Origin of the sequence: Jeotgalicoccus nanhaiensis (genome assembly GCF_015235105.1) — a bacterium.
Lineage (GTDB): Bacteria > Bacillota > Bacilli > Staphylococcales > Salinicoccaceae > Jeotgalicoccus > Jeotgalicoccus nanhaiensis.
The window spans coordinates 213,046-239,645 of the sequence record NZ_JADGLW010000003.1; the positions used below are offsets into that span (position 1 = coordinate 213,046).

Below are 26,600 nucleotides of genomic sequence, written 5' to 3' on the forward strand. Positions count from 1 at the left end.
GTCAGACTATCAATATATGGAGGTAATCAATATGGAAAGATTATCAGGCAAGGTTGCAATTATTACAGGCGGAGCCAGAGGTATGGGGGAATCACACGTACGCCGTTTCGTTGAAGAAGGCGCTAAAGTCGTATTTACTGATATAAACGAAGAGGTCGGAGAAAAATTGGCTTCGGAACTTGGTGATAATACCTTATTTGTAAAACACGATGTGACTGATGAAGCGGGATGGCAGGAAGTTATTGAAAAAGCAGAAGCGGCTTTTGGACCGGTTAACGTACTGGTGAATAATGCAGGAATCAGTATGAGCAAGAGTATTTTTGATATGTCAGTTGAAGACTATAAAAAAATTATCGATATTAATCAAGTATCTGTATTTCTTGGAATTAAAGCGGTACTGCCTTCAATGCAAAAAGCTGAAGGCGGTTCAATCGTGAATATTTCATCAATGAACGGTATTGTCGGTGGTGCAGTCGGCTATACAGACTCTAAATTTGCTGTCAGAGGGATGACAAAAGCTGCGGCATTGCAAGTTGGACACCTTGGTATCAGAGTGAACTCAGTACATCCCGGTGTGATTGAAACACCAATGGTTACTGAAGGTGATGCAGTAGAACAGATTAAAGAATTTGCAAAACAAATTCCGATGCGCCGCATGGCTCAGTCGGAAGAAGTAACAAATATGGTGCTGTTCCTTGCATCAAGTGAGTCGAGCTACTCTACAGGGTCGGAATTCATCATTGACGGCGGCTTAACAGCAATGTAATTTAATTTTAACGATTTGGAGGAAAAAGTATGAAATTAAAAGACAAAGCAGTCATTATTACAGGCGGTGCCGGCGGTATAGGGAGCGGCATGGCAAGAGCAATGGCAAAAGAAGGCGCCAAAGTTGCCATTGTCGACTTAAATGAAGAAGAAGGTAACGCGGTGGCAGCAGAACTGCAGGAAGTATCACCGGATTCAATATTTATCAAAGCAGATTTAACAGAACGTGAAAGGCTGCATGAAATTGTCGATACTGTTGTGGAAAAATACGGTAAACTTGAGGTGCTTGTAAACAATGCACACGCGTCAAGACAGGTGAATTTTGAAGATACGACACAGGAAGATATGGACTTTTCATTTAACACTGGATTTTATCCGACCTTCTACCTGATGCAGAGTGCTTTTCCGTACCTTAAAGAGTCAAAAGGAAGCGTAATAAACTTTGCTTCAGGTGCAGGACTGGAAGGCCAGAAAACACAAACAGCATATGCCGCTGCAAAAGAAGCTATTCGCGCAATCTCGAAAGTTGCAGCAAACGAATGGGGAGAATATGGTATTAATGTGAATATCATCAGCCCTATCGCAATGACACCAGGCGTTGAGGCGTGGTCGAAAGAACACCCTGAAACATTCGAAGCGATTGTTTCAAAGGTACCGATGAAGAGATGGGGAGACCCCGAAAAAGATATAGGTCCAATTGCAGTCTTCCTGGCATCGGAAGATTCTAACTATATGACCGGTCAGACATTAATGGCTGATGGCGGTTCAATACAAATTCGCTAATTCAAAGTGAGATTAAGAGATCTTGGAAGCATCTGCTCCAGGATCTTTTAATTTTTTCAAAAAAGTAGAAAAAATAGTATTTTTACTGGATATATGATTTGATGATTGAAAGAATTATATTTTTCTTAAGCAGGAATAATATTTTTGAAGGAGGTTTTAATGATGAGTACTGCTATTGTATGCGAAAAAAGAATCTATAATGAAGTGGTCACATCTCACCATCACACACATGGACAATTTCTGTTCCCGCTGCATGGATCTATGGATTTAAAAACAGATAATCACAAAATTAATCTGACTCCGGAGCATTGTTTCTATCTTGCCCCATATACAGATCATGTATTCCATTCTGCTGATCAGAATGAATTTCTCGTACTGGATATTCCTTTGCGTATGCTCCCGGGTAATACCAGGGATATGTATGAAAATATGGATGAAAGCTGGTCTGCTGTAAAGTATCTTCTGATGGAAGAAGTAAAGAATGCCGAGAATCCTGCGGCACTTGGTAATTTAACGAACTATATTGCAAATAAAATTAGAACAGTAACGCCTCCTTCAATTGAATATATTAATAAAAATTTTAGACATCAGCTGAATCTTGAAACCCTTGCTCAAATAGAAAACTATCATCCGTCATATTATTCAAAATGGTTTAAAAAGCAAACCGGTAAAAGCGTAAAAGAATATATAAATAAGCTTCGCCGGGAAGAAGCCGAATATATGCTGACGGTGACAGACTGGTCGGTTACAAGAATAGCAGGAGAGATGGATTTTGAGAATATATCTTCATTTACCCGCTGGTTTGTGAAAAATACCGGGGTCTCGCCGCATATATTCAGAGAGCTTAAGAAATGGTAAATAACATGTTGCAGGCAGTAAAGTAAAACCTCGTACAATTGTATAAAATATTTGTAACATACTTTATACTGAGGTGATTTTATTTGAAACAGCAAATTGCTCCACTTTTAATTCTTTTAGCTGCGGTGCTTTGGGGAACAACAGGAACAGTCCAGGCACTGGCGCCGGCTTCTGCACACCCGGTAGCGATTGGTGCTACCAGGCTTTTTATCGGCGGTTTATTTTTACTCATAGTCGTGCTGGCAGCAGGTAAACTAAATTTGAAAAGCCTGCCGTTAAAACCAACACTCATCGCATCCGTATGTATTGGTATTTATCAGCCTTTATTCTTTTCTGCGGTAGCCATTACCGGTGTGGCAATCGGGACAGTTGTTGCGATCGGCAGCGCACCGATGCTGGCAGGAATTATAGAAATGCTGTTTCTGAGAAAAAAACCTGCAGCTGTATGGTGGGTATCGACTACGCTTTCAATAGCAGGAGTTATTTTGCTGTTTTCAAATCAGGGATCGGTGCAGGCAGACCCGTTTGGAATACTGTTAGCACTTGGAGCGGGATTTTCTTTTGCCTGCTATACAATCGTTAATAAAGACGTGGTAGAGAAGATGTCACCCCTGCCATCAGTAGCTGTCGTATTTACTTTGAGCGGACTGCTGCTGTCTCCTTTTCTTTTCGTCTTCGATATGTCTTGGATCTTCAGCCGGGAAGGAATCATAGCCGGCCTCCATCTGGGAGTTGTAGCAACTGGCCTTGCCTATTATCTATTTGCGATCGGCTTGTTTAATGTCTCCTCTTCCACAGCTGTAACACTGTCGCTCGGAGAACCGCTAACAGCTACTTTACTCGGTGTTTTCTTTCTCGGAGAATATATGAGCAGTACATCATGGTTCGGTCTGATACTCGTCCTGCTTGGAATCGGTGTGCTGATTATGACAGCAAGAAAACCGCGTACTGCGCAAATTGCAGAAAATTAAAAAAGGAAGACAGATAATTTTGTCTTCCTTTTATCTTTAGTAAGATTTGCTGTAACCAATTGTAACTTGTGTTACATAGCTGTCCTCTACTTTAAATGCTATTATATTTTTATCGGTATCCTTTTTCTGATCGCCGAGTTTAAATACATATGTTTCGAATTTTCCTTTTTTGTTTTCTTCAATTTCGTAATCGTCTCCGTAAGCTTCCGTTATTTCATCAATTGATAGCATTTCTTCCTGAATCGGGAAAACAACTTTAGTTGCTGTTCCGTCATATAAGGTGAATTTCTGATCGTGTTCTTTTGTAGTTTCATACTCTGTATCGGCACGCTTTTCATAATCAGCCTCTGAAGCCTCGATAGTATGACCATTGAATGCTAAATCGCCATCTTCTTCCAATGTTTTGATAAGAGCATCATTGAGAAGGAAATTTCCATCTCCATATCCTGTATCGCCTTCATATTTATAATTTGAACTTTTAGATTCTGCTGCTTCGACTGTATTCATGCCGTCATTGCTGTCTGCAATCTGCGTGCTTGTAACGACAGTAGCTGCAATTCCCGCTGATGCCAGCACCTTCACTAACTTGTGCATGTTCATTTGGAATCATCTCCTAAAGGTTGTTTGCTAAGTTTCAATTGTTGCATAATTTCTTTTGAACTGCAATTGATGTCCAAAAACTTAGGAGTAACGCATAGCGTTATTTTATAATGCTATGCGTTACTATCTTGATACCAACGCATATAGAAGTAAAAGGGAAGAAAATATTATGTTTCACATTAAACATTTTCAGAGATTCCTTAGATTTCCTGATCTTTCTGCTTCATCGTTTTATTATATGCTTCCAGATAAACTTTCTCTGATTCTGAAGCCATATTCATCGTATTCATTGCGCGGTGCCAATGAGGATAAACGGGTTCTAAAGCAGTGAAGTCCGTAATTTGTGAAACGTCATCGTCGGTCAATTGCAACGTGTAGGATGCGACGTCTTCATACAATTGTTCTTTATTACGTGCTGCAATAATGACCGAATCTACATTTGGTCTGTCACGGAGCCAGGCAAGCACAACTTGCGGTACTGTTACCTTATGTTTCGATGCAACATCCTGCAGCATCTCAACGAGATTATAAAAGAATTCCTTGTCTTTAAGATAAGGTTCTGCCCATCCGTTGCCTTGGCGTGTTCCCGGCTGTGCTTTTTGATTTCTCGTAATTTTACCGTTCAGCATGCCTTCGCCTAAAGGAGACCATATTGTGTTTCCTATCCCAAGCTCTGTTCCTGCCGGAAGCAGTTCGTACTCCGCCTCCCGTGATTCGGGTGTGTAATAGATTTGATGAGCTGCAGGCGGAATCATATTATTTTCCACTGCAAAAGTATGTGTTTTGGCAAGTGACCAGCCGCTGTAATTGGATACACCCCAGTAGCGGATTTTACCTTTCTTAATCAAATCGTTCATCACCTGGACAGTTTCTGAAACAGGAACACGGCCGTCCCATATATGAATATAGTATAAATCCAAGTAATCTGTACCGAGACGTTTCAGTGTCTCATCAATAGTCGTTTCAATATTGGCGCGTGTTGCACCGCCGTCGTTAGGACCACCTTGGATCGGGGTACCTGTTTTACTGGCGATTGTCATATCATGGCGTTTATCGCGAATTGCTTTGCCAAGGACTTTTTCGGCATCGCCTTTAGCGTAAAGATTGGCTGTGTCAAAATGATTAATCCCTTTATCTAGTGCATAATCGACAAAATAGTTCGCTGTTTCCTGATTCATATCTCCTGTTGCCTCAAAATCTTTTGTGCCGCTGAATGGTATGGTCCCAAGAGAATATTTAGAAATATTAAGACCTGAATCTCCTAATAATGTGTAATCCATTCTTATCCCTCCAAATTTCATTATCAATTAATATATTCCCTGCATCTTGTTTATAAAACAGACTTTTCAACTCTTTGTCCGATTGAGAGAAATATGACAGGGTATAGATTCTAAAGAAGCAAATTTATAGGAGGATTTTTAATGACTCAGACAGTACTTATTACAGGTGCAGGAACAGGATTCGGTAAAAATATTGCATTCGCACTGGCGGAAAAAGGTCATCCAGTTATCGCAACGGTGGAAGTGATGTCACAGGTATCTGCTTTAGAACAGGAAGCACGCGAACGCGGTGTTAAAATGAAGATCGAAAAACTTGATGTAACAAACCCTAAAGACCGTGAAAAAGCTTGGGCATGGGATATTGATGTGCTGGTCAATAATGCAGCTGTCAAAGAAGGCGGCTCATTAGTTGATATACCTGAAGCAAACTTGCGTCATCAATTCGAAGCCAATGTCTTTGGACCGATATTATTAACTAAAGGATTTGCCCGTAAAATGGTGGAAAATAAACAAGGTCGCATTGTTTTCGTATCCTCAGTATCCGGTATTACAACGAACCCGCTGTCCGGACCGTACTCAGGCTCAAAACATACTGTAGAAGCGTTCGCGATGGCTTTGAGCAAGGAGCTGCAGGAATTTAATGTGGAGGTATCGACGATTAATCCGGGTCCTTATTTAACAGGATTCAATGACCGTGAGTTTGAAACGTGGAAAAACTGGGAGATTGATTTAGATGACACAGTATTTGACTACAGAAAAACAGCTTTTCCTAGTGAACAATTTGACCCTGAAGAAGTAACAGAGCCAGCAATCAAAGTAATCCTCGGTGAAACAGATCAGTATCGCAATGTGATACCTGAAAAAATGGTTTCTCAGCTGCAGGACACACAAAAATCTGTCTGGAATAAAACAACAACTGCAGATCTTGGGAAACGTCACGAATCGGTACAAAAATCTTATGATATTGAACCGGGAACGCCGGCAGAATAATAACTGGAAGAGCAAAAAAGCATTGGGAGCTCCCAATGCTTTTTTATCTTGCGTCGGTGCTTGTGAAAGGAGAAATGACAGTACCGAACTCGAGAGCAGCGAAAACAGCAGCTCCAATAAGCGCGATTAAATACAAATCATATTTTGAGAATGATGTTCTATGATAGTATGTGCGGACACCGTCACTGAATCCTTTGGATTCCATTGCAATCCCAAGTCTGTAAGCTCTTCTTATGCTTTGACTGAGCAAGGTCACAATTGTTGATTTCAATCCTCTAAATCCTGAAATGTATTTTTTATGAATCAATGCTTTTCTGACCTTTCTAGCCTGCCTCAGCTGGAAATATTCTGCAACAATAATTGGAACCATGCGGATAGCTGCCATAAAGGAATAAGCATACTTAGGTTTTATTTTCAGCTGAATCATGAGCGCGTAAAACACATCTGTTATTTTCGTTGTAAATATCACTAGGGCGCCAAATAACGACAATATAGCGCCGCGCATTGAAATATGAATACCTCTGACAAAGCTTTCTTCAGTAATATGAATAATGCCGTAGCGAAACAGCGTCTGTGTCCCTTCACCGTAGAATATCATATAGAGGCTTGATATAAATCCTGAAATTAAAATAAATATTAACAAGATTGTCAGGTATTTTATTTTAACTCCGCTTAAAAGGAGCAGCATGATGAGCATAATAATTGTCAGATGGAAAAGAACATTTGGATTATGAATGAAAATTACAGTAACAAAAAGTATTGCTGCCAGCAGTATTTTTGTCAGCGGATTTGTCCTGTCTATAAAAGTGCTGTAATTCTTCACCGCGTCAAGCATCGTGTATCCTCTTCTCATGAAGCATTCCGTCTTCAATAATCAAGCGTCTCGACGGATAGCGTGTCTTAATATTTTCATCGTGCGTAATCATGATGATTGCAGTCCCTGCTTCAGTCAGTTCTTGAAATATTTCCAGCATTCGAAAGGCGTGTTTCTGATCGAGACCGAATGTCGGCTCATCGAGCAGCAGGATGTTCGGCACACCGCCGAAAGACGTGGCTACACTTAGCCGGCGCTTCTGTCCTGTAGAAATTTCCAATGGATGCAGGTGTGCTGTATTACTAAGCCCCATCTGCTGCAAAATGACTTCGGTCTGTCTCACTGCTTCAGAATATTCAAAGCGGGATTCCATATTGATGAAAACTTCATCAAAAACTTTGTGCGTAATAAACTGGAGTTCCGGATTTTGAAATACCGGATATACTTCTCCGGCAATTTGTTTTGTTTTTGCAACTTTCTTATTCCGGTAGTAAATATTGCCAGCAGAAGGAATCAATTTCATTATCGCAAGAAGCAGACTGGACTTTCCAGTACCGTTTTTTCCTTCGAGCGTAATCCATTCTCCTCCGGCAACAGTTAAGTTATCGATATGCAAAATCTCCATCCCCTGCCGTTCAAGATGGAGGTTTTTTATTTCGAGCAGTACCTCTTCCGCTGGCGGTAACGGATTGAACACTGGAGCTTCCTGCCATGAATCCGGATGCCAAACACCATATTCATTCAAAAGGTGTTTATAATTTTTTAAAACATCGTCCGGAGTACCGTCATGAGTAATCTGAGCCTGATTATTCATCAGAATAACCCGGTCGACTTTGTCCCATATATAATCGACACGATGTTCGACTATAATAACTGTGCGGTTGTGCCAAATGTTTTCAATGACATCCCATAGAGAAGATGCAGACTCGTCATCAAGCATGCTCGTTGGTTCATCGAGAAACAAAGTATCCGGATCTTGCAGCAGGGCTGAAGCGATCGCAAGCTTCTGCTTCATTCCCCCTGATAAATTATTAATATTTAAGTTAAGTGGTATATTAAGTCCCGTCTGACTGAGTGCTTCCAGCATTGCCGTTTCCATATTTTCCTTCGGAATATTTCTATTTTCCAAAATAAAAGCAAGCTCTTCTGCTACTGTAGGCATCGTAAACTGGGAATCAGGATCCTGAAACACATAGGCGTTATTATCAGGAATTTCGATTGATTCGGTTTTCATGGGTGTATGGATTGCCCGCGGGATTAACCCGCCCATGACGTTTAATAACGTGCTTTTACCTGAACCGCTCGGTCCGAGCAGCAGTACTTTCTCGCCGGCTTCAACTTCAATATTTAAATCGGTAAATAATTTTACCGGTGCTTCTGGAAATTTTAAATTTAAGTTCTGTATATTAATTGCCGGCATATTATAATCCTTCATGTGAATTATCGTGTCTTTGTCCTACAAACTTTAATACGCCGGTTTCTTTAAGTGCTTTGTAGAGCAGATGGCCGAGCCAGCCGGCAACAAGCGCGCCGCTGAGTATCCGAAAACTGAACATCAGGACAAGATTCCATGTCTCGAGCATCCCGAGATAACCATAATACCAGTCGAGCGGCAAAGTAGATAAAGCTGCCGCGATGCCGGCCAAGGCTGCCACCATCAGACTCGTACTCTTATATTTAAAGAACATAAAAATAAGTTCGCAGACCAGTCCCTGTATTAAGCCGTACATAATCAGTGAAATATCAAACTGAAGGAGTACAATCGTTTCGCCCGAAGCTGCTGCAAATTCTGCAATCAGAGCAACACCAGGCTTCCTGATAACTAAATAAGCGACAATCGCAGCGATAAACCACATTCCGTATATCAGTTCATTTAAATGCAGACCAAAGGGTTGGAGAATCGTATAAATCCCATCCCATAGAGAATAAATAACAGCGAAAACCAGTGCGATAACGACAGTAATTAAAATATCAGTGAGTGTTAAACCATTTCTTTGTGCCATTTTGAAGCCTCCGTTATAAATTTCAAACAAAAAAACACACCACTAACGGAATGGTGTGCATATAAAAATATGCCACTTCCCTACGCTAGTATAATCTAGATCAGGTGATAAGGGTCAGTCTCAGTCCGATGCGGACACCCCCAGTGGTGGTGAATTTATTATTTGATTATCACTATCATAGTCCACTTGCACGGATTTGTGAAGCTGGAATTATTTAGTTACGGAAATCCCCTGTTTATCGTTTTCATAGAGCGTTACTTTAAGCAGTGTATCTTCCTTTGGCAGATGACTACTAAACTGTTCAAAAATCCAGTACGCAATATTTTCAGCGGTTGTATTCATAGCAGGCAGAGTTTCATTGAGCACGCAATTATCGAGTTTTAAAGCAATGTGCTCTCTATAGATCTGATCAATTAAATGAAAATCTGTGGCAAGGCCCAATTCATTTACCATTGATAATATTTCTAACTGAAATGTGTAGCGATGGTTTTTTAAATCTTTAAAGGCTGTACTGGAAAAAAATATACGGTTATGACAAGTGAATTCGAAATGCTTATTAATAACTATCTGATGATTAAAATATTGAAATTGCTCCGGCGGTTTAACATTTTCTAAAGACATAATTTTACACCTCAATATATAGGTATTTTCTAAATTATACTATACAAAAGATATGAATTTAATTGTGTCAAATTATTGACTGCATGTTCTGATATGGTAACCTTGAGGGAAGTAATTCATAATTTTTAGAATTTTACATCTTTATTTAGAGAGGAGAGACAAAGCGCATCAGCAATTAAAAACAAGGGGGAGTAACATGAAGAATTTTCTAAAACGCTTAGCAGCAGTTATCAGTTTATCATTGCTAATCTTTTCAGCAGGAATTCCCATCGTATCTGCCGAAGCTTTTGATCCGGACTACAGTGAAGATAATGATGTAGCAGCAGCTGATGAAGGGATGGTTGTATCGGCGCACCCGCTTGCTTCTGAAACGGGTTATGATATCCTTGCCAACGGCGGTAACGCCATGGACGCAGCTATTGCTATGCAATATGTATTGACCGTTGCAGAGCCCATGATGTCGGGTATTGGCGGCGGAGGTTTTATGATGGTATATGATGGAGAAACAGGAGAAACATCTGTGATAAACAGCAGGGAACGTGCGCCTGCAGGTGCAGATACGGAAATGTTCCTCGATGAAGACGGGGAAGCATTACCATTTGAAGAACGTGTCAGAAGCGGTAAGTCAGTAGGAGTTCCGGGAACATTGAGGGGCTTGGAGGCAGCCCACGAAACTTGGGGAACAGTTGATATGTCGGCTTTGATTGCTCCAGCAATTTCAATTGCCGAGGAAGGTTTTATGATAGATGACTTCCTGTCTGCACAAATTTCTGATAACGCCGAAAAATTACAGGCTACAGCAGCAGCTGAAGTATTTTTTAACGATGCTGAACCCTTAGCAGAAGGCGATGTACTCGTTCAGGAAGATTTGGCGAAAACTTTAAACCTTATTAAAGATAATGGCATCGATTACTTTTATAACAGTGAAATTTCAAAAGCGGCTGCTGACGCAGTTCAGGAATTCGGCGGCTCAATGACACCAGAAGATTTATCGAATTATGAAATTACATTAGATGAACCGATTTGGGGAGAGTTTAACGGCTATGATATTGCTACCATGCCTCCGCCAAGCTCAGGCGGCATATTCATGCTTCAAATGCTTGGAATGCTCGATGGTTTTGATTTATCCCAGTATGATATAAACTCGCCGGAGAAATATCATTTAATGGCAGAAGCAATGCATCTGGCATATGCCGACCGTGCTGAATATGCAGGAGATCCGGAATTTGTGCACGTGCCTGCAGAAGGGCTCCTCCATCCTGATTATATTGCAGAGAGAAGCACACTAATCAGCATGGACAGTGTGAATGAAGAGCCGGAAGCGGGAGATCCGTGGGAGTATCAGACAGGGACAGATGAAGTGAATAATGTTGCACAGCCGAACGATAAAGTTGATGGACAGACGACCCATTTTTCAGTAGCGGATAAATACGGCAATGTCGTTTCATACACTACGACGATTGAGCAGGTATTCGGTTCTGGTATTATGGTGCCTGAATATGGATTCATGCTGAACAACGAACTGACAGATTTTGATGCTGAACCAGGCGGAGCAAATGAAGTACAGCCGAATAAGCGTCCGCTCAGCAGTATGACACCGACTATTGTATTTGATAATGGCAAACCGGTAATGACTGCAGGTTCGCCGGGCGGGCAGACCATTATTACATCAGTTCTGCAGACAATTATCAATGCTTATGAGTACGAGCTCGATGTGCATTCAGCAGTAACAGAACCAAGAATCTTTACTAATGACTTGGAATCTTACAGATTTGAAGAAGGTATTCCTGAAGAAGTTATTAGCCAGCTTAATGAAATGGGACATAATTTTGAAGATGAATCCGAAGCCATAGGAAATGTCAGCAGTATCCAGATTGATCCTGTGACGGGAGAATTTACAGGGGCTACTGATAAAAATAGAAACGGTGCCGCCTACGGCCTGCAATCCCAGCAGTAAAAATAAAATAGAGCAGCCGAAACCGGCTGCTCTATTTTATTTAATTGAAAAGGTTTATAAAGAACACTATAACGGGAATATTAATAATATCTATTAAGAATGCCCCGACAATCGGTACAATCAGGTAAGCAGTTTTAGAGTCGCCAAATTTAGATGTGATTGCATCCATATTAGCCATAGCTGTAGGCGTTGCCCCCAAGCCGCTGCCGATTAAACCGTTAATCATTACTACAGCGTCATAATTCTTGCCAAGCAGTCTGTAAACAACAAACATCGTATACAGAATAATGACGATAACGTGCACGGAAACAATCAGCAGAATCGGCAGTGCTAAGTCTGCGAGCTCCCAAAGTTTGATGCTCATCAGTGCAAATGACAGGAATAAGCCTAAAGAAACTGCACCGATTTTATCATTTACAGTTGTATCAAAATCAAACGGCACCTTGTCTTGTGAAGCGTCTAATAATGTTCTGACAACAATTGCAACGAACATTGCACCGACATAGTCGGGAAGAATTACTCCGGATAAATCCGAGAAGATACCGCCAATGTATGTGCCGAGCGCCATTGTGAATGTAATGATTGCCAAATAAATAAAGAACTGGTCGATAGTCAGTTTGCTTTCCTTTTTAACGTCCTGAACTTCATATTCGCCGGCATCAAAAGCAGGTTCATTGCTCTTGAGATTATGTCTATTAATCATATAACGTGCAACCGGTCCGCCGAAAACTCCGCCGGCAATAAGTCCGAGAGTCGCTGCAGCAATGCCGACAGTAGTGGCTCCCTGCACTCCTAATCCATCGATTGTTTCACCGAATGCTGCAGCACCGCCGTGTCCGCCAATCATAGCAGGAGACGAAGCCATAAGTCCGAGCAGAGGATCGATTCCAAGCAGACTAGCAAGAGAGACTCCTAAAGTATTTTGCAAGACTGATAAAAAACTTGCTGCAAGTAAATAGATAATAAGTAATTTACCGCCAAGTTTAATTAACTTAAAACTGGCACCCAATCCGACTGTGGTAAAAAATATAATCATAAATAAAGACTGTAAGGACGTATCTATAGTTATCGTCACTAAGTCAGAAGTGTGCATTATTAATGTAAACACTGCGAAAAGCAAACCGCCAACAACAGGTGCCGGTATAGAGTATCTATCTAAAAAGTATATTTTTTTAACTAAGTAAGCACCGATGAGGTAAACCATCACTGCTAAAAATAATGATGTTACTAAATTTAATTCCATATCCCATCCTCCATCATTTAAAAAATACATCAGAAAATCCATTCTAATCTAAAACCCAGAAATAACCAATGATAACTTTTACATATTTAAAGAAATTTAATTATGTTTAATTATTAGATGTTCTTGAAAACTATATTGAAAGGGGTGATATTGTATGCGCAAACGGACGAAACTCCTTATTGGAGCGGGGCTGGCAGCGGGGGTACTGTATGCAACGAAGTCACAGAACAGACAGATGATTTTAGGACAGCTGGAAAATGCAGTTAATAAATGGACGGACGATGATTACATTATTAATCTTGGAAAACCGGATGAATTGCGTGATGCAAACATGGTCGATGAAGGCGCGATGACTAGCGTACTTTATTATTACGAGTTAAGGGATAAAGCGTCAGAAAAATAATGAAAAACAATCACAGTCTTAAGGCTGTGATTGTTTTTCATTATATCGTTATAACGTATTATGTAATGAACGTTACAAAATATCGATATGCGGTACAAATCTGTCCTGTCAAGGGTTATGGCGCTCTTGTCACTGACTAAGCTCTGTACATGCGGAATGATATATATCGATTTAGTAAGTACTGAATCACGGTCGCAAACATTGTCGCACTTATTTTAACAATAATGGCGTTCCATCCAAGCTGTTGAACGAAAATGAAAACAGCAATGGAAACGACTAAAAACCCTGCTGTACCAATAGTTAGAAATGAAAAGTAGCGTCTGAAAAATTTGCTGTGCGCCTTAAAGTTAAAATGATAATTCAATATGAAATTTGTTGTGACACCGGTAAACATGCTAACCAGATTCACGATTTGAATATGAATACCGGTATAAGTGTGCAGCATGATAAACAACAGTAAATCAATGATACCGCCGACTGCTGCAATCATGCAGTATTTAATAAATTCTTTAAACTTGCTCATATAAATTCAACTTTCTACTGGCATTTTACGTTGCATTATATCACAAAAAATGCGTCTCCCCGTTCGGAAGACGCATACTGTCTATTCAAACATTGATTTAGAGATATTCAATGCTCTCAGCATCGCAGTTTTCTTATAATTATGTCCTTCGCTCTTACTTAAAATATCATCCACAGTTTTCACACCATCAACAATATAGTCGCCTTTATTCAGCATAATACATTCAGCACGGGATCCTGCAACGACATCTGATATTTCGGAACGTGTCGGAATTCCGGTTTTAATCAATGATTCCAGCACCTGAGTAGCCCAGATTACCGGCACATGAGCAGCTTCACAAATCCAAAGCAGCTCTTCTTGTATCTCACTGAGCCGTTCATAACCGATTTCTACTGCCAGATCTCCCCGCGCTACCATGATTCCAAAAGGTCTGACTGCGGCAGCTGCAGCAATAATATTCGGTATCTCCCCGATAGCCTCAGTCGTTTCTATTTTGGCGATAACCGGCATTTGCTGTTTACCGGCCGTCAATTTTTCTCTTAGAGTATCTTCAATATATCTCATATCATCTGCACTTTTGATAAAAGAAAAAGCGAGAATATCTGCGTGTTCCGCTGCAAAATCGAGATCGTTCATATCTTTCTCTGTCAGTACATTTAAATTGATATCAAGGTCCGGAAAGTTAATGCCTTTTTCTGTTTTAATTCTGACGCCTTTTGCTTTAGATGTTTTAGTGACTCGGCAGATTAAACCATCATCCTGAACTTCTGTTACTATTGCTTCTACCTGCCCATCATCAATTTTAATCAGCTGATCAATATCTACATTTTTCAACACCTCGGGAACCGAAGTATTAACCGCTATATTCACTTTGGAAGGCAGTATCATTGCTTCCTGATTAGAGAGAAGAAAGTATTCTCCAGTTTTCAGTTTTGGGTTTCTTTTGGAAGTCAAAAGAGTCTTGATTCGGACTTTCGGACCGCTTATGTCCATTAATATTCTGCATGAGTCTCCGGTCTCATCAGCTGCTGTTCTTATATTTTCAATCATCTGTTTCCAGGTATCCTCATCATCATGTGCACAATTAATCCGTGCAGAATTCATCCCCGACTCAATCAGGGATTTAACCAGTTTATAATCTTTTGCTGCTTCAGGCGGCATCGTTACCATAATTTGCGTGTATCGGTGCTCTTTACTCTCGCCGAGCAGCATATTTGTATTGTTCGCAAGCGGACTGTTTCGATCTTCCGAAGCCGGATATTTAAAGTATTCAGTATCCTGTTGAATATCACCGGTAATATATCCGAGAGTTTTAATAACAGCATCGAGGTTGCCGGCAACGTTTGGTTCCAGACGGCCGAGGGATGATACTCCCCATGGGATTAATGAATTTTGCAGTTCGCGACGGTCGTAACGGCGAAAAGCCATATAGTAAGCGAGATTTCTCAAACTTTGGATATATTCTTCCCGTACTTCTCCTCCCTGCCAGGATTCCAGTATGTGTTCACCGTCTTTTGCAACCTGTCTGCGTATCTGTTTTATATCTTCTAATAACGGCAATGCTTCTTTATTCATAACGACCACCTCTATAGTCTTAAATACCTTTTTTATGAAGTATAAACATCAGGATGAAATACACCAGATGAATATACGTCCAGACGATAAAACCCGTGAAGCCGTGCAGCACGATAGTTATAACACTTAAATATTCGAGCAGATAAAACAGCATACTTGTGACGACCCAGCTGAAAATCAAAGCAGCTATGTAAACTCTCGGAAATTTATTAAATATAAATTTAAGTAAAACAGCAATCGCAATGGACACCGCGAGATGCAGTGCGATTTCTATACTGATATGCAGATCTCTTTCAGTTAAAAAGTCAACATTCAGAAGCAGTGACATAAGTTCCAGAGGGGTCAGGTATTCCACAATCGCACAGACAATAAGAAGAAACATACCGGTAATCCCCCCGGCAATTATTCCTGAACGCAAATATTTCATATATTCATTCCTTAAGTTTATAAACGGGGCTGCCGGTTTTTTTACAAACCGAGCAGCCCGTTAATTTAACCGTAAATTTTGTCAGTGGCTTTAGCACCTTCGATATCCCGTTCTTTCAGCTCATGCGTTGAGAAAGTTGTCCAGACTACCGTAACGGTTGTGTAATTAATTCTGATACCGGGATGATGCTGCTCTTTTTCAGCATGCTGTGCAAGCATATTTACAAATTCAATGCCGTCTAAAAAACGTTCGAATTTAAACTTCTTAATCAGTTTCTCGTCTTTTAATTCCCAGCCATCCAGTTTTTCTGCTTCTGCTTTAACATCCATTATTAATTACCTCCTGCTCATTTTATATACAGTAATTTATACCCTTTATGAATAAAAGAAATCATGCAGATGATTGAAGATAGTAAGAATGTGGTACTTATATAAAATAAAACAATTATAAGGGACAGGTGATATTGTGGAACAATCTAAAGCTATTGAACGTATCGAAGAGATATTAAACGAGTCGAAAATAGGTGTTTTATCCACAGCAAAAGACAATGTGCCTAATGCACGGTATATGTGGTTTTATAATGACGGATTAACGCTGTATGCCAAAACCAATGACCAGTCTCCTAAATACGATGAACTCGGAGAGAACCCGCAGGCTCATGTGCTGCTGGGATTTAATGATACTAAAAACCATGCTTTCGTAGAAATCAGCGGCGAAGTTGAAAGAATCAATGACCAGAAAACAATCGACTGGCTGTGGGAAAAGCAGGACCAGAGTTTCTTTGACTCTAAAGAAAATCCGCATTTGAAAGTGCTGAAAATTACACCGAAAGAAATAAAAATTATGAATGACGACGAGGAACCCGTTGAAGTCAAACTATAAGGAAAAGCGAGGGAAAACCCTCGCTTTTATTATGACTGATAACAGGAAGGGGATTTGATGAACACTCAGAAAAAATGGGCAGCGGGTTATCTGGCTGCTTTTTTAGTAATGATAGTGATGAACTACTTTATAGGAACAAACGTTGGAAGTGTTGCAGATAATAATCAGCCTATTATTCAGCCGGCAGGATTTGCTTTTTCTATATGGGGTTTGATATATGCTTTGGTATTTATTTGGATAATTAAGCAGTTCTTTCAGAAAACATGGGAAGATTCTCCAGCATACAAATTAAAATACTGGCCAATTGTTAACTTTTTACTCAACAGTGCCTGGATTTTAGTGTTTACTCAGCAAATGATACTCGCTTCAGTAATTGTAATTTTTTCATTGCTGATCACCTTATTTATTATGCACATTCTAATCACTGGAGGGCATTATAATTGGTTTGACCGTTTACCTTATTCTATTTATTTTGCCTGGGTGACAGTTGCATCTATCGTTAATGTTTTTCAATTAACGAATGATAATAATATAGATTCTCTAATCGGCTTGGATGAATTAACATGGACAATTATTATGCTGGCAGCAGCCGGAGCTATCGGTGTCATAATAGCGTTGTATTTTAAAGACTGGTTATATCCCCTTGTCATTATCTGGCCCTTATTTGCTATCTATACGGAGAATGACAGTGAATATACAAGTTTAAATATTACGTTGCTGATTGTAAGCATCGTACTCGCAGTTTCTTCCATTGTTGTTATGGTGATGAAAATTAAAATTAAGGAGAGGGTTTAAAGATACAGTTAATCGGGTTTATAAAAGAAGAGAAGATTTATGTGTTAAATATATTTAGGAGTGGTCATTTTAATGAGTAAAATATCTAAGGAAGATATTTTAAAGATTGCAGAACAAGAAAATATTGGTTATGTAAAACTTCAGTTTACTGATATATTAGGTGCGCTTAAAAACGTGGAAATTCCAGTTGAACAGCTGGAAGAAGCTTTGGATGGCGAAACTATGTTCGACGGCTCTTCTATCGAAGGCTTTGTGCGTGTTGAAGAATCGGACATGTTTTTAAAACCTGATTATAATACATGGGCTATTTTCCCATGGTCGGATGAAGACTGCAGAGTAGCACGTCTGATTTGCGACGTGTACAATTTTAATAATGAACCGTTCGAGGGAGACCCGAGAAGTAATTTAAAACGCATCATCAAAGAAATGGAAGATATGGGTTATGATGCTTTTAATTTAGGGCCCGAACCAGAGTTCTATTTATTCAAACTGGATGCCGACAGTAATCCAACGACAATTGTAAATGATACAAGCGGATATTTCGATTTATCGATTACGGATTCAAGTGAAACATGCCGCCGTGAAATAGCTAGAACATTGAAAGAAATGGATTTTGAAGTGGAAATGTTTCACCATGAAGCGGGGCCGAGCCAGCATGAAATCAGTTTTAAGTACAGTGATGCTGTGACTTCGAGCGATAATATCCAGACATTTAAGCTAGTAGCGAAAACAGTTGCGAGAAAATATGGACTGCATGTTACATTCATGCCTAAACCGCTGTACAATGAAGCTGGAAGCGGCATGCATTATAATGTATCGTTATTTAAAGATGGTAAAAACACTTTTTATGATGAAAATGATGAGTACGGACTGAGTGAAGAAATGAAATACTTCATGGCCGGTCTTTTAGATCATGCGAGAGGATATACAGCCGTCTGCAACCCGCTCGTAAACTCGTATAAGCGTCTGAGTTCGGGATTTGAAGCTCCCCGTTATATTGCATGGAGCGGGAGTAATCGTACGCCGCTGCTCAGAATTCCATCAACCCGCGGTGCAGGTACACGTGCAGAAGTGAGATCGCTGGACCCTTCAGCTAATCCTTATCTCGCAACCGCTGTAATCCTGAAAGCAGGACTAAGCGGTATCCAGCATCAGAAGGATTTAACAACACCGGTAGATGAAAATATTTTCGAAATGACAAATAAAGAGCGTAAAGCAGAAGATGTGGAAGACCTGCCGACGACATTGTATACAGCTCTGAAGGCACTAAAGGCTGATGAAGTTATTCAGGACGCATTGGGTAAACATATCTGCGACCACTTTATAGAAAATAAAACCTATGAATGGAAGATGTACAGCGCACAGATTACAGCGTGGGAAAAAGAAGAATATTTAACGCAGTATTAATATAAAAGAGGAGTAACGCTATGCGTTACTCCTCTTTTTTTAGATATAGTCTTTAACATCATAGCTTTCTTTACTGCCGAAGTCTTCCAAGGTTACCACTTTATATAATGCTGCTGCAACGTCTTCTGCTTTCGCCAGTTTGTTTGTTTCCTTGTATTCTTTAAAACGGTCGAGATTAGGGAACTCTTCAATATCCGATGCTCGGATTACTTCCTGCATTCCTGTATCGATAACGCCCGGGTAAAATACGGCGCTCTTGATGTTGTTGCCCTGATGGATATTTTCTTTATCCAGCACGCTGTGAATCATATTTACAGCAGCCTTTGAACTGCAGTACACACTCCAGCCTTCTACGGGGCTGCGTGCAGCACCGCTTGTCACAGTAACGATACGCTTTTCTCCTCCGAACTCTTTGAAGCGGTTTACAAACCCTTGAATAAGCAGCGTTGGTGCAACGACGTTCACTTTATAGTTGGTAAGCATTTCCTCTGCGGATAAGTTGCTTACAGCTTTTACAGGATCAACGATTCCCGCAACATTCAGTAAATATACTTCATCATTTTCGTCAGGGTCGACAGAGTTAAAGATTTCCGGAACAAACTGCTCCATAGCATCAGTATCATTGAAATCCATTGTGAATGCTTTATAGATATTATCTGTATTTTCTACGCTGCTTCTTGTAATACTGATAATTCTGCTGTCTGTGAATGCTTTAGCGGCAGCTTCACCGAGCCCTCTGTTAGTACCTGTTAAAAATACATATTTCATTTAATATTTCCCCCTTGTTTTTATGTTACAACAATTCCATTATACTCTTTTATCAGCTTTCGCTAAATGTTCTTCGCATATTTTTATAATTGTTCTGAGAGCAGTAATACGGGCATAGCGTTTATCGTTTGCAGGGATGACTTTCCAGGGGGCATGTGCAGTATCTGTTTTACGAATCATATCTTCTGAAGCTTCTAAATATAAATCCCATTTCTCACGGTTGCGCCAGTCTTCATCTGTAATTTTCCAGCGTTTTTCAGGATTGTTTTCACGTTCTTTAAAACGTTCAAGCTGTTCATTCTTATCGAGAGACAGGAAAAATTTTATAATAATTGCACCGGAATTATAAAGCGATTTTTCAAAATTATTAATTTCGTCATAGGCCCGCTGCCATGCGCTCGCCGGCGTGAATCCTTCAATGCGTTCAACAAGCACCCGGCCATACCAGCTGCGGTCAAAAAAACCGATATGACCGCTTCTCGGCGTCCGTTTGGCGAACCGCCACAAGTAATGGTGAGCGAGTTCAATATCAGCCGGCGCACCAATCGCGTTGTTCTTATAGCCTGTTGGATCGAGGAGCGCCCTTGTACGTTTAATATTGCCGCCTTTGCCGGCAGCGTCCATTCCTTCGTAAACAAGTACAAGAGGAATTTTTGCCTGATAGAGCTGGAATTGTATTTCACGCATTCTTGACTGCAGAGCGGGCAGCATGTCCTTGTATTCATTTTTTCCAATACTTTCTTTGTCAAAATCGAAGGTAAACAAGCCGGTTTTAAAGTCACGCTGGAACATACCGTCTATTTGCGGTTTATTTTCCTGTTCCCTCTTAATTCTGATTTTTAACTGTTTAATAATCGAGGAGTACAAAGTATTCGCAGCTTCTTCTTTGTTATGGAAATCAATGCGGGTCCATGGACAAACCGTTTCATCCATAAGAAAATGCTCCATCTCAAGGTCATAGTCATGATGCTGCAGACGACTCTGAAATTCTTCAGCTTTCCATTTCAAGACAGGATTATTTTTAAGTTTTTGAAGATGACGCTCCCGAACTTCTTTATCAGTATTAATATAGAACTTTAAAATCTCATAGCCGTTATCAGTTAAAGTCTTTTCAAAGTTTCTCATATCATCTTCGATTTGTTTAAAATCAGCGTTAATATTGCGCTTGATCCTATAATCCTTATATTCTATTAACTGTGAGTACCAGCTCCTGAAATGAATGTTGATATCGCCGTCTTTTGGTAAATGGTACCAGTAGCGGTGCAGAAAAGGATATCTTAAATCAGCTTCCCTCGGCGGTCGTGTAGCGATAAAATCCGTATATTTTGCATCGAGCGACATATACAGTGCATTTGACAGCCTGGATTTTCCCGAGGCAGGCGCACCTTCAATAATAATCATGACAGGAATATTTAAATCATGCGTTCGGCGTGTGATCTCTCCAAGTTCAAATTCCAGCTCTTTATCAATTGAAATCATGTACAACCATCCCTTATATGAAGATATGTCATTAATTTTAAAATCTTTGTTAATTTCAGTATAACTTTGTGCAGGATAAACTGCATTTTTAAAATATAAAACCGTCAGATAAGATTATCTGACGGTGCCTTAATTCAACGTCTGTTTGTTCTTGTCTTCAGATGACTTTGTCTCTGATATTCCAGAATAATTCTTTTGGAACATAGACATAGCCTTCCATCAGTCTTCTAGATGTACGGGCGACAGCTGTCTTATTAAAAATGACATTGGTGCCATCATCTTCAATATCAATGACGAACTCCATGGTGCCGCTTGGATGTCCGATGACAACCTCTTTAATATTAGCTGTATCCTGCGAGCAGTTGTACACCACTGTACCTTTCAGCTGTGATGCTGCAGCTGTGCACAGTCCGCCTGTTACAGGAAAAGCTTTGTGCATTTTCTGCATGGACATCGCTCTGCTTGTTAAATTAATGCTGCTGTCTTCAATCTTCGTTCCGGATTCGGTTATATAGGTTTCGGCGTCTGATACGATAATTGCTTTCGGAGTGGAAGGTGTTGTATATTTTGCTTCACTGTAATGCTCCACAAAACCGATACGTTCTGCAGCCATTCCGCGGATAGTTTCAAGTAAATCAGACTGCTCTTCAGTCAGTTCGCTGCTAAGTTCTGTTCCTTTTAAACCGATGCTTGATGCTTTGACGAAGACAACTGGCGCTGTAATATCAATAATACTGACTTCAACAGTTTTATATCCGGGAATTTCAAAGGTGTCGGTTCTGTTGCCTGTCGGAAAAAGACTATTTGTTTTAGATCCTGCCGCATCGAGGAAATCGAGAACAATTTTCGCGCCTCTACCCGGTACGCCATCGATGGAGTAATTACCATCAGACTTTGCTCTGCCGTATTGTACAGGAACTTCAGCAATGCTGATTTTATTCGTGTTTGTATTGTATATCCGGACAGAGGTTACAGGTTCTGTCACGCTGACCAGCCCTTCATCGATGGCATATGGACCAATGCCGCTTAAGATATTGCCGCAGTTTGAATTATAGTCAATCCGGCCGGTGGTGATGTCGACCTGTCCGAAAGTATAATCGATATCCGCGTCGTCTCTGTTTGAGACGCTGACGATTGCCACTTTGCTGGTTAATGAATTCGCCCCTCCAAGACCGTCAATCTGGCGTTCATCAGCCCCTCCAAAGATAGAAGAAATCACTTCATCACGGACAGTTTCATCGTTAGGGAGTTCCTTTTTCATGATATAAACACCTTTGCTCGTACCGCCTCTGATTATAGACGAACGAATCTTTTCAAATTCATGCATACTTCATTCTCCTTCTTTAATTAAAATCCTAATAAACTGGTCGGCCATGCGATATTAATCGCTGCACTTAAGTAAGTAATAAGCACCAGCATTACAGCAACTGAAAGAATCGACGGGAGTATTTTCATTTTGGATTCCCATATTAAGAAAACGAATAAGAACACTGTCGTAGCAATAAGCATGCCGAATACATAAATCAGCAATAAATATGCAAGAACCCACACGATGTATCTGAATGGTTTTAGTATCTGAAGCTGTTCATAGCGCTCTTCAGGTGAAGTTTCTTTAATGTGTTCGATAATTATTTTTATTAAGTAAATCAAAGCTAAAACTGATCCGGCTATTGAAATATACAGCGGGAAAAATTGCGCCAGCCGTGAAAAGGTTAATGCTTCGAAGGCTGCCGCCGTAAATAATATAAAGATAAATGCCGTAAATAATATATTAGCCAAACTTTTGTTCATATTAGTTACCACCTTTAGTTTCGACTTGCTTGCTGAATTTTTTCATAATTGCACCGCCGGATAAGAGGCCGACAATTAATAATGCGAGAACGATAACAAGAGGATTTGAAATCCAGTCCCATCCGTATCTTTCTATTGAAATCCAGTAGTAACGTTCAGCAGACATAGCTAAAACAAACCCGATTAGTAAAGGCGGTCTTGGCCAGTCGAGAACTGTCATAACATAACCAAGCAATCCGATAATTACAAAGATAACGAGGTCTCCCCATGACATAGTGCTCTGATATGCGCCGATAACCAGCAGTACTAATAAGAAAGGAACGATTTTTTCACCAGGTATCAGACTCAGTTTCGAAATTGGTTTAATCAGAATAATACAAAGAGCTGCTCCGAATACGTTGGCGAGGACGAGTGTCCAGACGATAGAAAGCGTGATATCAAGATCTGATGTAATCATCTGGGGTCCAGCCTGCAGCCCCATCAGAGTTAAACCACCAAGAAGTATTGCTGTTGTACCGCTCCCCGGAATACCGAATAAGAGTGTAGGGACTAACGAGCCGCCTTCTTTTGCATTGTTGGCACTCTCCGGAGCGATAACGCCTCGAATATCACCTTCACCGAAGTGGTTGTTTTTAACTGTCTTCTTGCCGAAACCGTAAGCGAGCCAGTCAACTACGCTGCCCCCGAGACCTGGAATGAAACCTATTAAGACACCGACAACGGCGCTTCTGATTACTAGGAATTTATTCTTAATAGAATCTTTTATTCCGCGGAGCACACCATTTTGAAGTTCTCCTGTTTTTGATACTGTAGTACGGTCTGTCAGCATTGTAATAATAATTGGAAAAGCAAAAATTGCAATTGCGACAACAGGCAGTGAGATGCCTTGAGTTAAATATAAAGTGTCAAATGTGTATCTGTACTCTGGAACTGCCGGCGCACTGCCGACTGATCCAATTAACAGGCCAAGCAATCCGGCCATAACTCCTTTGAATACTGACTTTCCTGCTAGCATTCCTGCCATGCTCAGTCCGAGCATCGTCAGCATAAACAGTTCAGGCGAACTAAATGATGTAATTAGAGGTTCTGCTATTGGAATTGTCAGAAATAAGGCAATACCTCCAATCACACCTCCGACCATGGAGCAGAAGAAGGCTGCTCCCATGGCTCGGGAGGCTTGTCCCCGCTGAGCGAGCGGGAAGCCATCCATTATCGTTGCCTGTGATCCCGAAGTTCCCGGGATTCCTAGTAAAATAGAAGGAAATGTATCTCCGGTATGAATAACTGCAATCATACCGATGAGCAACGCCATTCCTATATACGGATCCAAACCGAACACAAATGGTAAAAGCAAGGCCATACCGACAGTGCCGCTTAATCCTGGTAAAAGTCCTACTACTATTCCGATTGAGATGCCGAGGAACATATATCCGAGCCTCGCGGGATCAAGGACGATAAAGAGAGCATCTATTGCACTTTGAATCATACTACCCCTCCTATAATTTCGTGATGTCTACTTCATAATTTTCGTATAGGTAATTTTGTATCCATGCTTTGTTTTCATCTGAAATATTAAAAGCATTATTAATGCGCTGCTGCAAATCATCGCCTGTATAAACATCGTATCCTTCTAGTATTTTCAATGAAGCTTCTTTGAATTCGGAATCCTGTGCAATAGTTTCGGCGCTTGCCTGTAATTTATCAATTTCTTCCTGAGGCGCATCCTTATGCACCCAGATAACTTTGTTCATTGTGTATGACGCATTAATCAATTGTGTATAAGCTTCCCATGCCTCCCCTGAAGGTTCTTCACCATACTGTTCCATGTAAACTTCTTTGACAGTTGGTATGTCAGGGAATTGAGGGTCACGTACTAATTCTCCTTTTTCATCAATTTGGCCAAGTGAATACAACGGCACTGCTTTGCCATTTTCTATCATAGGCTGAACGTTGTTATTGTATGCAGTTGTTGTTTGAAAATCGATATTACTTTCACCCTGTTCAAAAGCTACGCGCGATGGACCGCGGCCTTCATATCCTAAGACAGCTTTAACATCCATACCTAATACTTCATAAGAAAGTAAGGTGGAAAGATCTAAGCCAGTTGGAGAGATTCCGGCATGGAATAAAGTACTTTCCATATCTCCGATACCGTTGTGAATTTTTTCTGCATTTTCAGGTGTTGTATAAACAACACCTCCTGAAGGTGATCCAATAATAGGCTTGAACTCAGTTAAATCGTAGTCAACGGAAGACTGTTCAAGCATAAATGGAACGTGTGAAGATGCACTTGAAGTCAGCAGATTTGCGCCGTCCGGAGCAACCGAATTCGCGTAATGATTCGTTCCTGTAATACTGGCACCGCCCGGAATATTCTCAACTTGTACTTTTGGATTATTTGGAGTGTGCTCTGAGAAGTAAGGTGTCATAAATCTTCCGTAAATATCCGTACCGCCTCCAGCTTCGAAAGGTACGGTGAATTTAAGTAAATCATGTCCGCTTTCTTCTCCTTTTTCATCTGTATCTGAAGAGCTCCCTTTTGTTATTGGACTTAAGGCCATTAAGCCCCCGCAAAAAATTATAATGGCAATCATTGTAATTATTTTTTTCATACTCTTATCCCCTTTTGTATGACTTTACATAAGAGTAAGCGGTTTCATTTCATAAGTAAAAGATTGAATTTCTATCTAACTTCATAAAAAAAATTGATAACATTAAGTATAAGCATCATAATACTATTTAAATACTAAATATTTAGAAATTTTTAAAGGGGGATAAAAATGGACCAGAAGGATTGGAAAATATTAAAGATTCTACACGAAGAGAAAAATATTACGAAAACTGCTGAGAAATTATTTGTTTCACAGCCTTCATTAAGCTATCGCTTAAAGAATTTGGAAAGAGAGATGGAAACGGATATAATTTTCAAAACTAAGACAGGTATTGAATTCACTTCCGAAGGTGAATATCTGGTGAATTATGCTAAAGAAATGCTTCAGAGACTGCAGGTTTTAAAAGATAATATTAATGATATGAGCGAAGAAATATCAGGAACTTTAAAAATTGGAGTATCTAGTAACTTTGCCCAGTATATTTTACCTAATTTACTCAAATCTTTTTCAAATAAATATCCTAAAGTACATTTTAATGTCAGTACGGGCGTGAGTTCAGATGTTTATCGCATGCTGAATGACTCATCGATTCACATTGGTATTTTAAGAAGAGATTACCAGTGGCATGGCGGCAGAAAACATTTGTTGAACAGAGAATCTCTGTATATAATTTCTCAGAGCGAGATTGACGTTATGAAACTGCCTGAATATAAACAGATAGATTATAAGACGGATTCGTCACTTAAAGGAATTATTAATCATTGGTGGCTGGCTGAATTTGCCTCGCCAGCAAATATAGAGATGGAAGTGGATCGTCTCGAGACATGCAAAGAATTAGTGAAAAGCGGACTGGGTTACGCAATCGTTCCTGAAATTTGTTTAAAAGAAGAGGATAAATTGTATAAAAAAGAAGTGGAATCTAAAGATGATTTAACTGTAAAAAGAGATACGTGGTTAATGTATAATGCGGATTATGAAAATCTGGTTATAGTAAATAAGTTTATTGAGCACATGAAATCATGGGGGAATATAAAGTGAAAAAGAAAGCATCGG

Annotated in this window: 28 protein-coding genes and 1 riboswitch; of the genes, 11 read left to right on the top strand and 17 right to left on the bottom strand. The window is 40.1% G+C overall.

Going from position 1 to position 26,600, the window contains the following annotated elements:
• The first annotated feature begins 31 nt into the window (after window positions 1-31).
• The 4 genes from IR135_RS05585 to IR135_RS05600 all read left to right on the top strand — a co-directional run bounded on the left by IR135_RS05585 (window position 32) and on the right by IR135_RS05600 (window position 3,377).
• Complete coding sequence (locus IR135_RS05585) at window positions 32-766, top strand: glucose 1-dehydrogenase (RefSeq protein ID WP_135097471.1); 735 nt, start codon at window positions 32-34, stop codon at window positions 764-766.
• 29 nt (window positions 767-795) lie between these two features.
• A complete protein-coding gene (locus tag IR135_RS05590; protein WP_135097473.1) occupies window positions 796-1,548 on the top strand; it encodes an SDR family NAD(P)-dependent oxidoreductase in 753 nt (250 codons plus the stop codon).
• A 162-nt stretch (window positions 1,549-1,710) separates the two neighbouring features.
• Entirely contained in the window at window positions 1,711-2,406 is a 696-nt protein-coding gene (locus tag IR135_RS05595) for an AraC family transcriptional regulator (RefSeq protein WP_135097475.1), read from the top strand.
• Window positions 2,407-2,489: 83 nt separating this feature from the next.
• Complete coding sequence (locus IR135_RS05600; RefSeq protein ID WP_135097477.1) at window positions 2,490-3,377, top strand: DMT family transporter; 888 nt, start codon at window positions 2,490-2,492, stop codon at window positions 3,375-3,377.
• Window positions 3,378-3,413: 36 nt separating this feature from the next.
• Here the strand turns inward: IR135_RS05600 and isaB are convergent, their stop codons facing one another.
• The gene (isaB, locus tag IR135_RS05605) at window positions 3,414-3,977 is read right to left on the bottom strand and encodes an immunodominant staphylococcal antigen IsaB family protein (RefSeq protein WP_135097479.1); all 564 of its coding nucleotides are present in this window, start codon (window positions 3,975-3,977) and stop codon (window positions 3,414-3,416) included.
• A 200-nt stretch (window positions 3,978-4,177) separates the two neighbouring features.
• Entirely contained in the window at window positions 4,178-5,257 is a 1,080-nt protein-coding gene (locus IR135_RS05610; RefSeq protein WP_135097481.1) for an aldo/keto reductase, read from the bottom strand.
• 141 nt (window positions 5,258-5,398) lie between these two features.
• On the opposite strand from IR135_RS05610, the gene IR135_RS05615 reads away from it, so the two are divergent.
• Complete coding sequence (locus IR135_RS05615; protein ID WP_135097484.1) at window positions 5,399-6,247, top strand: SDR family oxidoreductase; 849 nt, start codon at window positions 5,399-5,401, stop codon at window positions 6,245-6,247.
• Between the two features lie 43 nt (window positions 6,248-6,290).
• Here the strand turns inward: IR135_RS05615 and IR135_RS05620 are convergent, their stop codons facing one another.
• The 4 genes from IR135_RS05620 to IR135_RS05635 all read right to left on the bottom strand — a co-directional run bounded on the left by IR135_RS05620 (window position 6,291) and on the right by IR135_RS05635 (window position 9,685).
• Window positions 6,291-7,100, bottom strand: a complete 810-nt coding sequence (locus IR135_RS05620; protein ID WP_228063435.1) for an energy-coupling factor transporter transmembrane component T family protein — start codon at window positions 7,098-7,100, stop codon at window positions 6,291-6,293.
• Entirely contained in the window at window positions 7,075-8,481 is a 1,407-nt protein-coding gene (locus IR135_RS05625) for an ABC transporter ATP-binding protein (protein ID WP_135097486.1), read from the bottom strand. The genes IR135_RS05620 and IR135_RS05625 overlap by 26 nt, the downstream gene beginning before the upstream one ends.
• A 1-nt stretch (window position 8,482) precedes the next feature.
• Complete coding sequence (locus IR135_RS05630) at window positions 8,483-9,064, bottom strand: ECF transporter S component (protein ID WP_135097489.1); 582 nt, start codon at window positions 9,062-9,064, stop codon at window positions 8,483-8,485.
• A gap of 60 nt (window positions 9,065-9,124) precedes the next feature.
• A riboswitch (TPP riboswitch) is annotated at window positions 9,125-9,216 on the bottom strand.
• Between the two features lie 58 nt (window positions 9,217-9,274).
• Complete coding sequence (locus tag IR135_RS05635) at window positions 9,275-9,685, bottom strand: 6-pyruvoyl trahydropterin synthase family protein (protein WP_135097490.1); 411 nt, start codon at window positions 9,683-9,685, stop codon at window positions 9,275-9,277.
• Between the two features lie 196 nt (window positions 9,686-9,881).
• Between IR135_RS05635 and ggt the strand changes: the two genes are divergently transcribed.
• Window positions 9,882-11,642 carry a gamma-glutamyltransferase gene (gene ggt / locus IR135_RS05640; RefSeq protein ID WP_135097492.1) on the top strand — a complete coding sequence of 587 codons (1,761 nt, stop codon included), beginning with the start codon at window positions 9,882-9,884 and terminating at the stop codon, window positions 11,640-11,642.
• Window positions 11,643-11,682: 40 nt separating this feature from the next.
• On the opposite strand, the gene gltS is transcribed toward ggt, so the two are convergent.
• Window positions 11,683-12,885 (bottom strand): sodium/glutamate symporter, encoded by a 1,203-nt coding sequence (gene gltS / locus IR135_RS05645; protein ID WP_135097494.1) that lies wholly within the window; start codon window positions 12,883-12,885, stop codon window positions 11,683-11,685.
• 154 nt (window positions 12,886-13,039) lie between these two features.
• On the opposite strand from gltS, the gene IR135_RS05650 reads away from it, so the two are divergent.
• Window positions 13,040-13,288, top strand: a complete 249-nt coding sequence (locus tag IR135_RS05650) for a hypothetical protein (protein WP_135097496.1) — start codon at window positions 13,040-13,042, stop codon at window positions 13,286-13,288.
• Window positions 13,289-13,424: 136 nt separating this feature from the next.
• Here IR135_RS05650 and IR135_RS05655 read toward each other — a convergent pair whose 3' ends face one another.
• From IR135_RS05655 to IR135_RS05670, 4 genes are all read right to left on the bottom strand, one after another.
• Complete coding sequence (locus tag IR135_RS05655; RefSeq protein ID WP_135097498.1) at window positions 13,425-13,811, bottom strand: GtrA family protein; 387 nt, start codon at window positions 13,809-13,811, stop codon at window positions 13,425-13,427.
• Window positions 13,812-13,892: 81 nt separating this feature from the next.
• Entirely contained in the window at window positions 13,893-15,386 is a 1,494-nt protein-coding gene (locus tag IR135_RS05660; RefSeq protein ID WP_135097500.1) for a pyruvate kinase, read from the bottom strand.
• A 19-nt stretch (window positions 15,387-15,405) separates the two neighbouring features.
• Entirely contained in the window at window positions 15,406-15,813 is a 408-nt protein-coding gene (locus IR135_RS05665) for a hypothetical protein (protein WP_135097502.1), read from the bottom strand.
• A gap of 65 nt (window positions 15,814-15,878) precedes the next feature.
• Window positions 15,879-16,142, bottom strand: a complete 264-nt coding sequence (locus tag IR135_RS05670; RefSeq protein WP_228063436.1) for a 4a-hydroxytetrahydrobiopterin dehydratase — start codon at window positions 16,140-16,142, stop codon at window positions 15,879-15,881.
• A gap of 136 nt (window positions 16,143-16,278) precedes the next feature.
• Between IR135_RS05670 and IR135_RS05675 the strand changes: the two genes are divergently transcribed.
• The 3 genes from IR135_RS05675 to glnA all read left to right on the top strand — a co-directional run bounded on the left by IR135_RS05675 (window position 16,279) and on the right by glnA (window position 18,897).
• Window positions 16,279-16,695, top strand: coding sequence for a pyridoxamine 5'-phosphate oxidase family protein (locus IR135_RS05675; protein WP_135097506.1), 417 nt, complete (start codon window positions 16,279-16,281; stop codon window positions 16,693-16,695).
• A 57-nt stretch (window positions 16,696-16,752) separates the two neighbouring features.
• Complete coding sequence (locus IR135_RS05680; protein WP_135097508.1) at window positions 16,753-17,490, top strand: tryptophan-rich sensory protein; 738 nt, start codon at window positions 16,753-16,755, stop codon at window positions 17,488-17,490.
• A 72-nt stretch (window positions 17,491-17,562) separates the two neighbouring features.
• Window positions 17,563-18,897, top strand: a complete 1,335-nt coding sequence (gene glnA / locus IR135_RS05685) for a type I glutamate--ammonia ligase (protein ID WP_135097510.1) — start codon at window positions 17,563-17,565, stop codon at window positions 18,895-18,897.
• Between the two features lie 39 nt (window positions 18,898-18,936).
• Here the strand turns inward: glnA and IR135_RS05690 are convergent, their stop codons facing one another.
• The 6 genes from IR135_RS05690 to IR135_RS05715 all read right to left on the bottom strand — a co-directional run bounded on the left by IR135_RS05690 (window position 18,937) and on the right by IR135_RS05715 (window position 25,547).
• Window positions 18,937-19,665, bottom strand: a complete 729-nt coding sequence (locus IR135_RS05690) for an SDR family NAD(P)-dependent oxidoreductase (RefSeq protein WP_135097512.1) — start codon at window positions 19,663-19,665, stop codon at window positions 18,937-18,939.
• 39 nt (window positions 19,666-19,704) lie between these two features.
• A complete protein-coding gene (locus IR135_RS05695; RefSeq protein ID WP_135097514.1) occupies window positions 19,705-21,144 on the bottom strand; it encodes a phosphate--AMP phosphotransferase in 1,440 nt (479 codons plus the stop codon).
• 157 nt (window positions 21,145-21,301) lie between these two features.
• Window positions 21,302-22,471, bottom strand: coding sequence for a 2-methylaconitate cis-trans isomerase PrpF family protein (locus IR135_RS05700; protein WP_135097516.1), 1,170 nt, complete (start codon window positions 22,469-22,471; stop codon window positions 21,302-21,304).
• A gap of 20 nt (window positions 22,472-22,491) precedes the next feature.
• Complete coding sequence (locus IR135_RS05705) at window positions 22,492-22,935, bottom strand: tripartite tricarboxylate transporter TctB family protein (RefSeq protein WP_135097518.1); 444 nt, start codon at window positions 22,933-22,935, stop codon at window positions 22,492-22,494.
• Window position 22,936: 1 nt separating this feature from the next.
• On the bottom strand, window positions 22,937-24,421 hold the full coding sequence (locus tag IR135_RS05710) for a tripartite tricarboxylate transporter permease (RefSeq protein WP_135097520.1): 1,485 nt from the start codon (window positions 24,419-24,421) through the stop codon (window positions 22,937-22,939).
• 10 nt (window positions 24,422-24,431) lie between these two features.
• A complete protein-coding gene (locus IR135_RS05715; protein ID WP_135097522.1) occupies window positions 24,432-25,547 on the bottom strand; it encodes a Bug family tripartite tricarboxylate transporter substrate binding protein in 1,116 nt (371 codons plus the stop codon).
• Window positions 25,548-25,715: 168 nt separating this feature from the next.
• On the opposite strand from IR135_RS05715, the gene IR135_RS05720 reads away from it, so the two are divergent.
• Window positions 25,716-26,585 carry a LysR family transcriptional regulator gene (locus IR135_RS05720; RefSeq protein ID WP_135097524.1) on the top strand — a complete coding sequence of 290 codons (870 nt, stop codon included), beginning with the start codon at window positions 25,716-25,718 and terminating at the stop codon, window positions 26,583-26,585.
• Window positions 26,586-26,600: the final 15 nt, after the last annotated feature.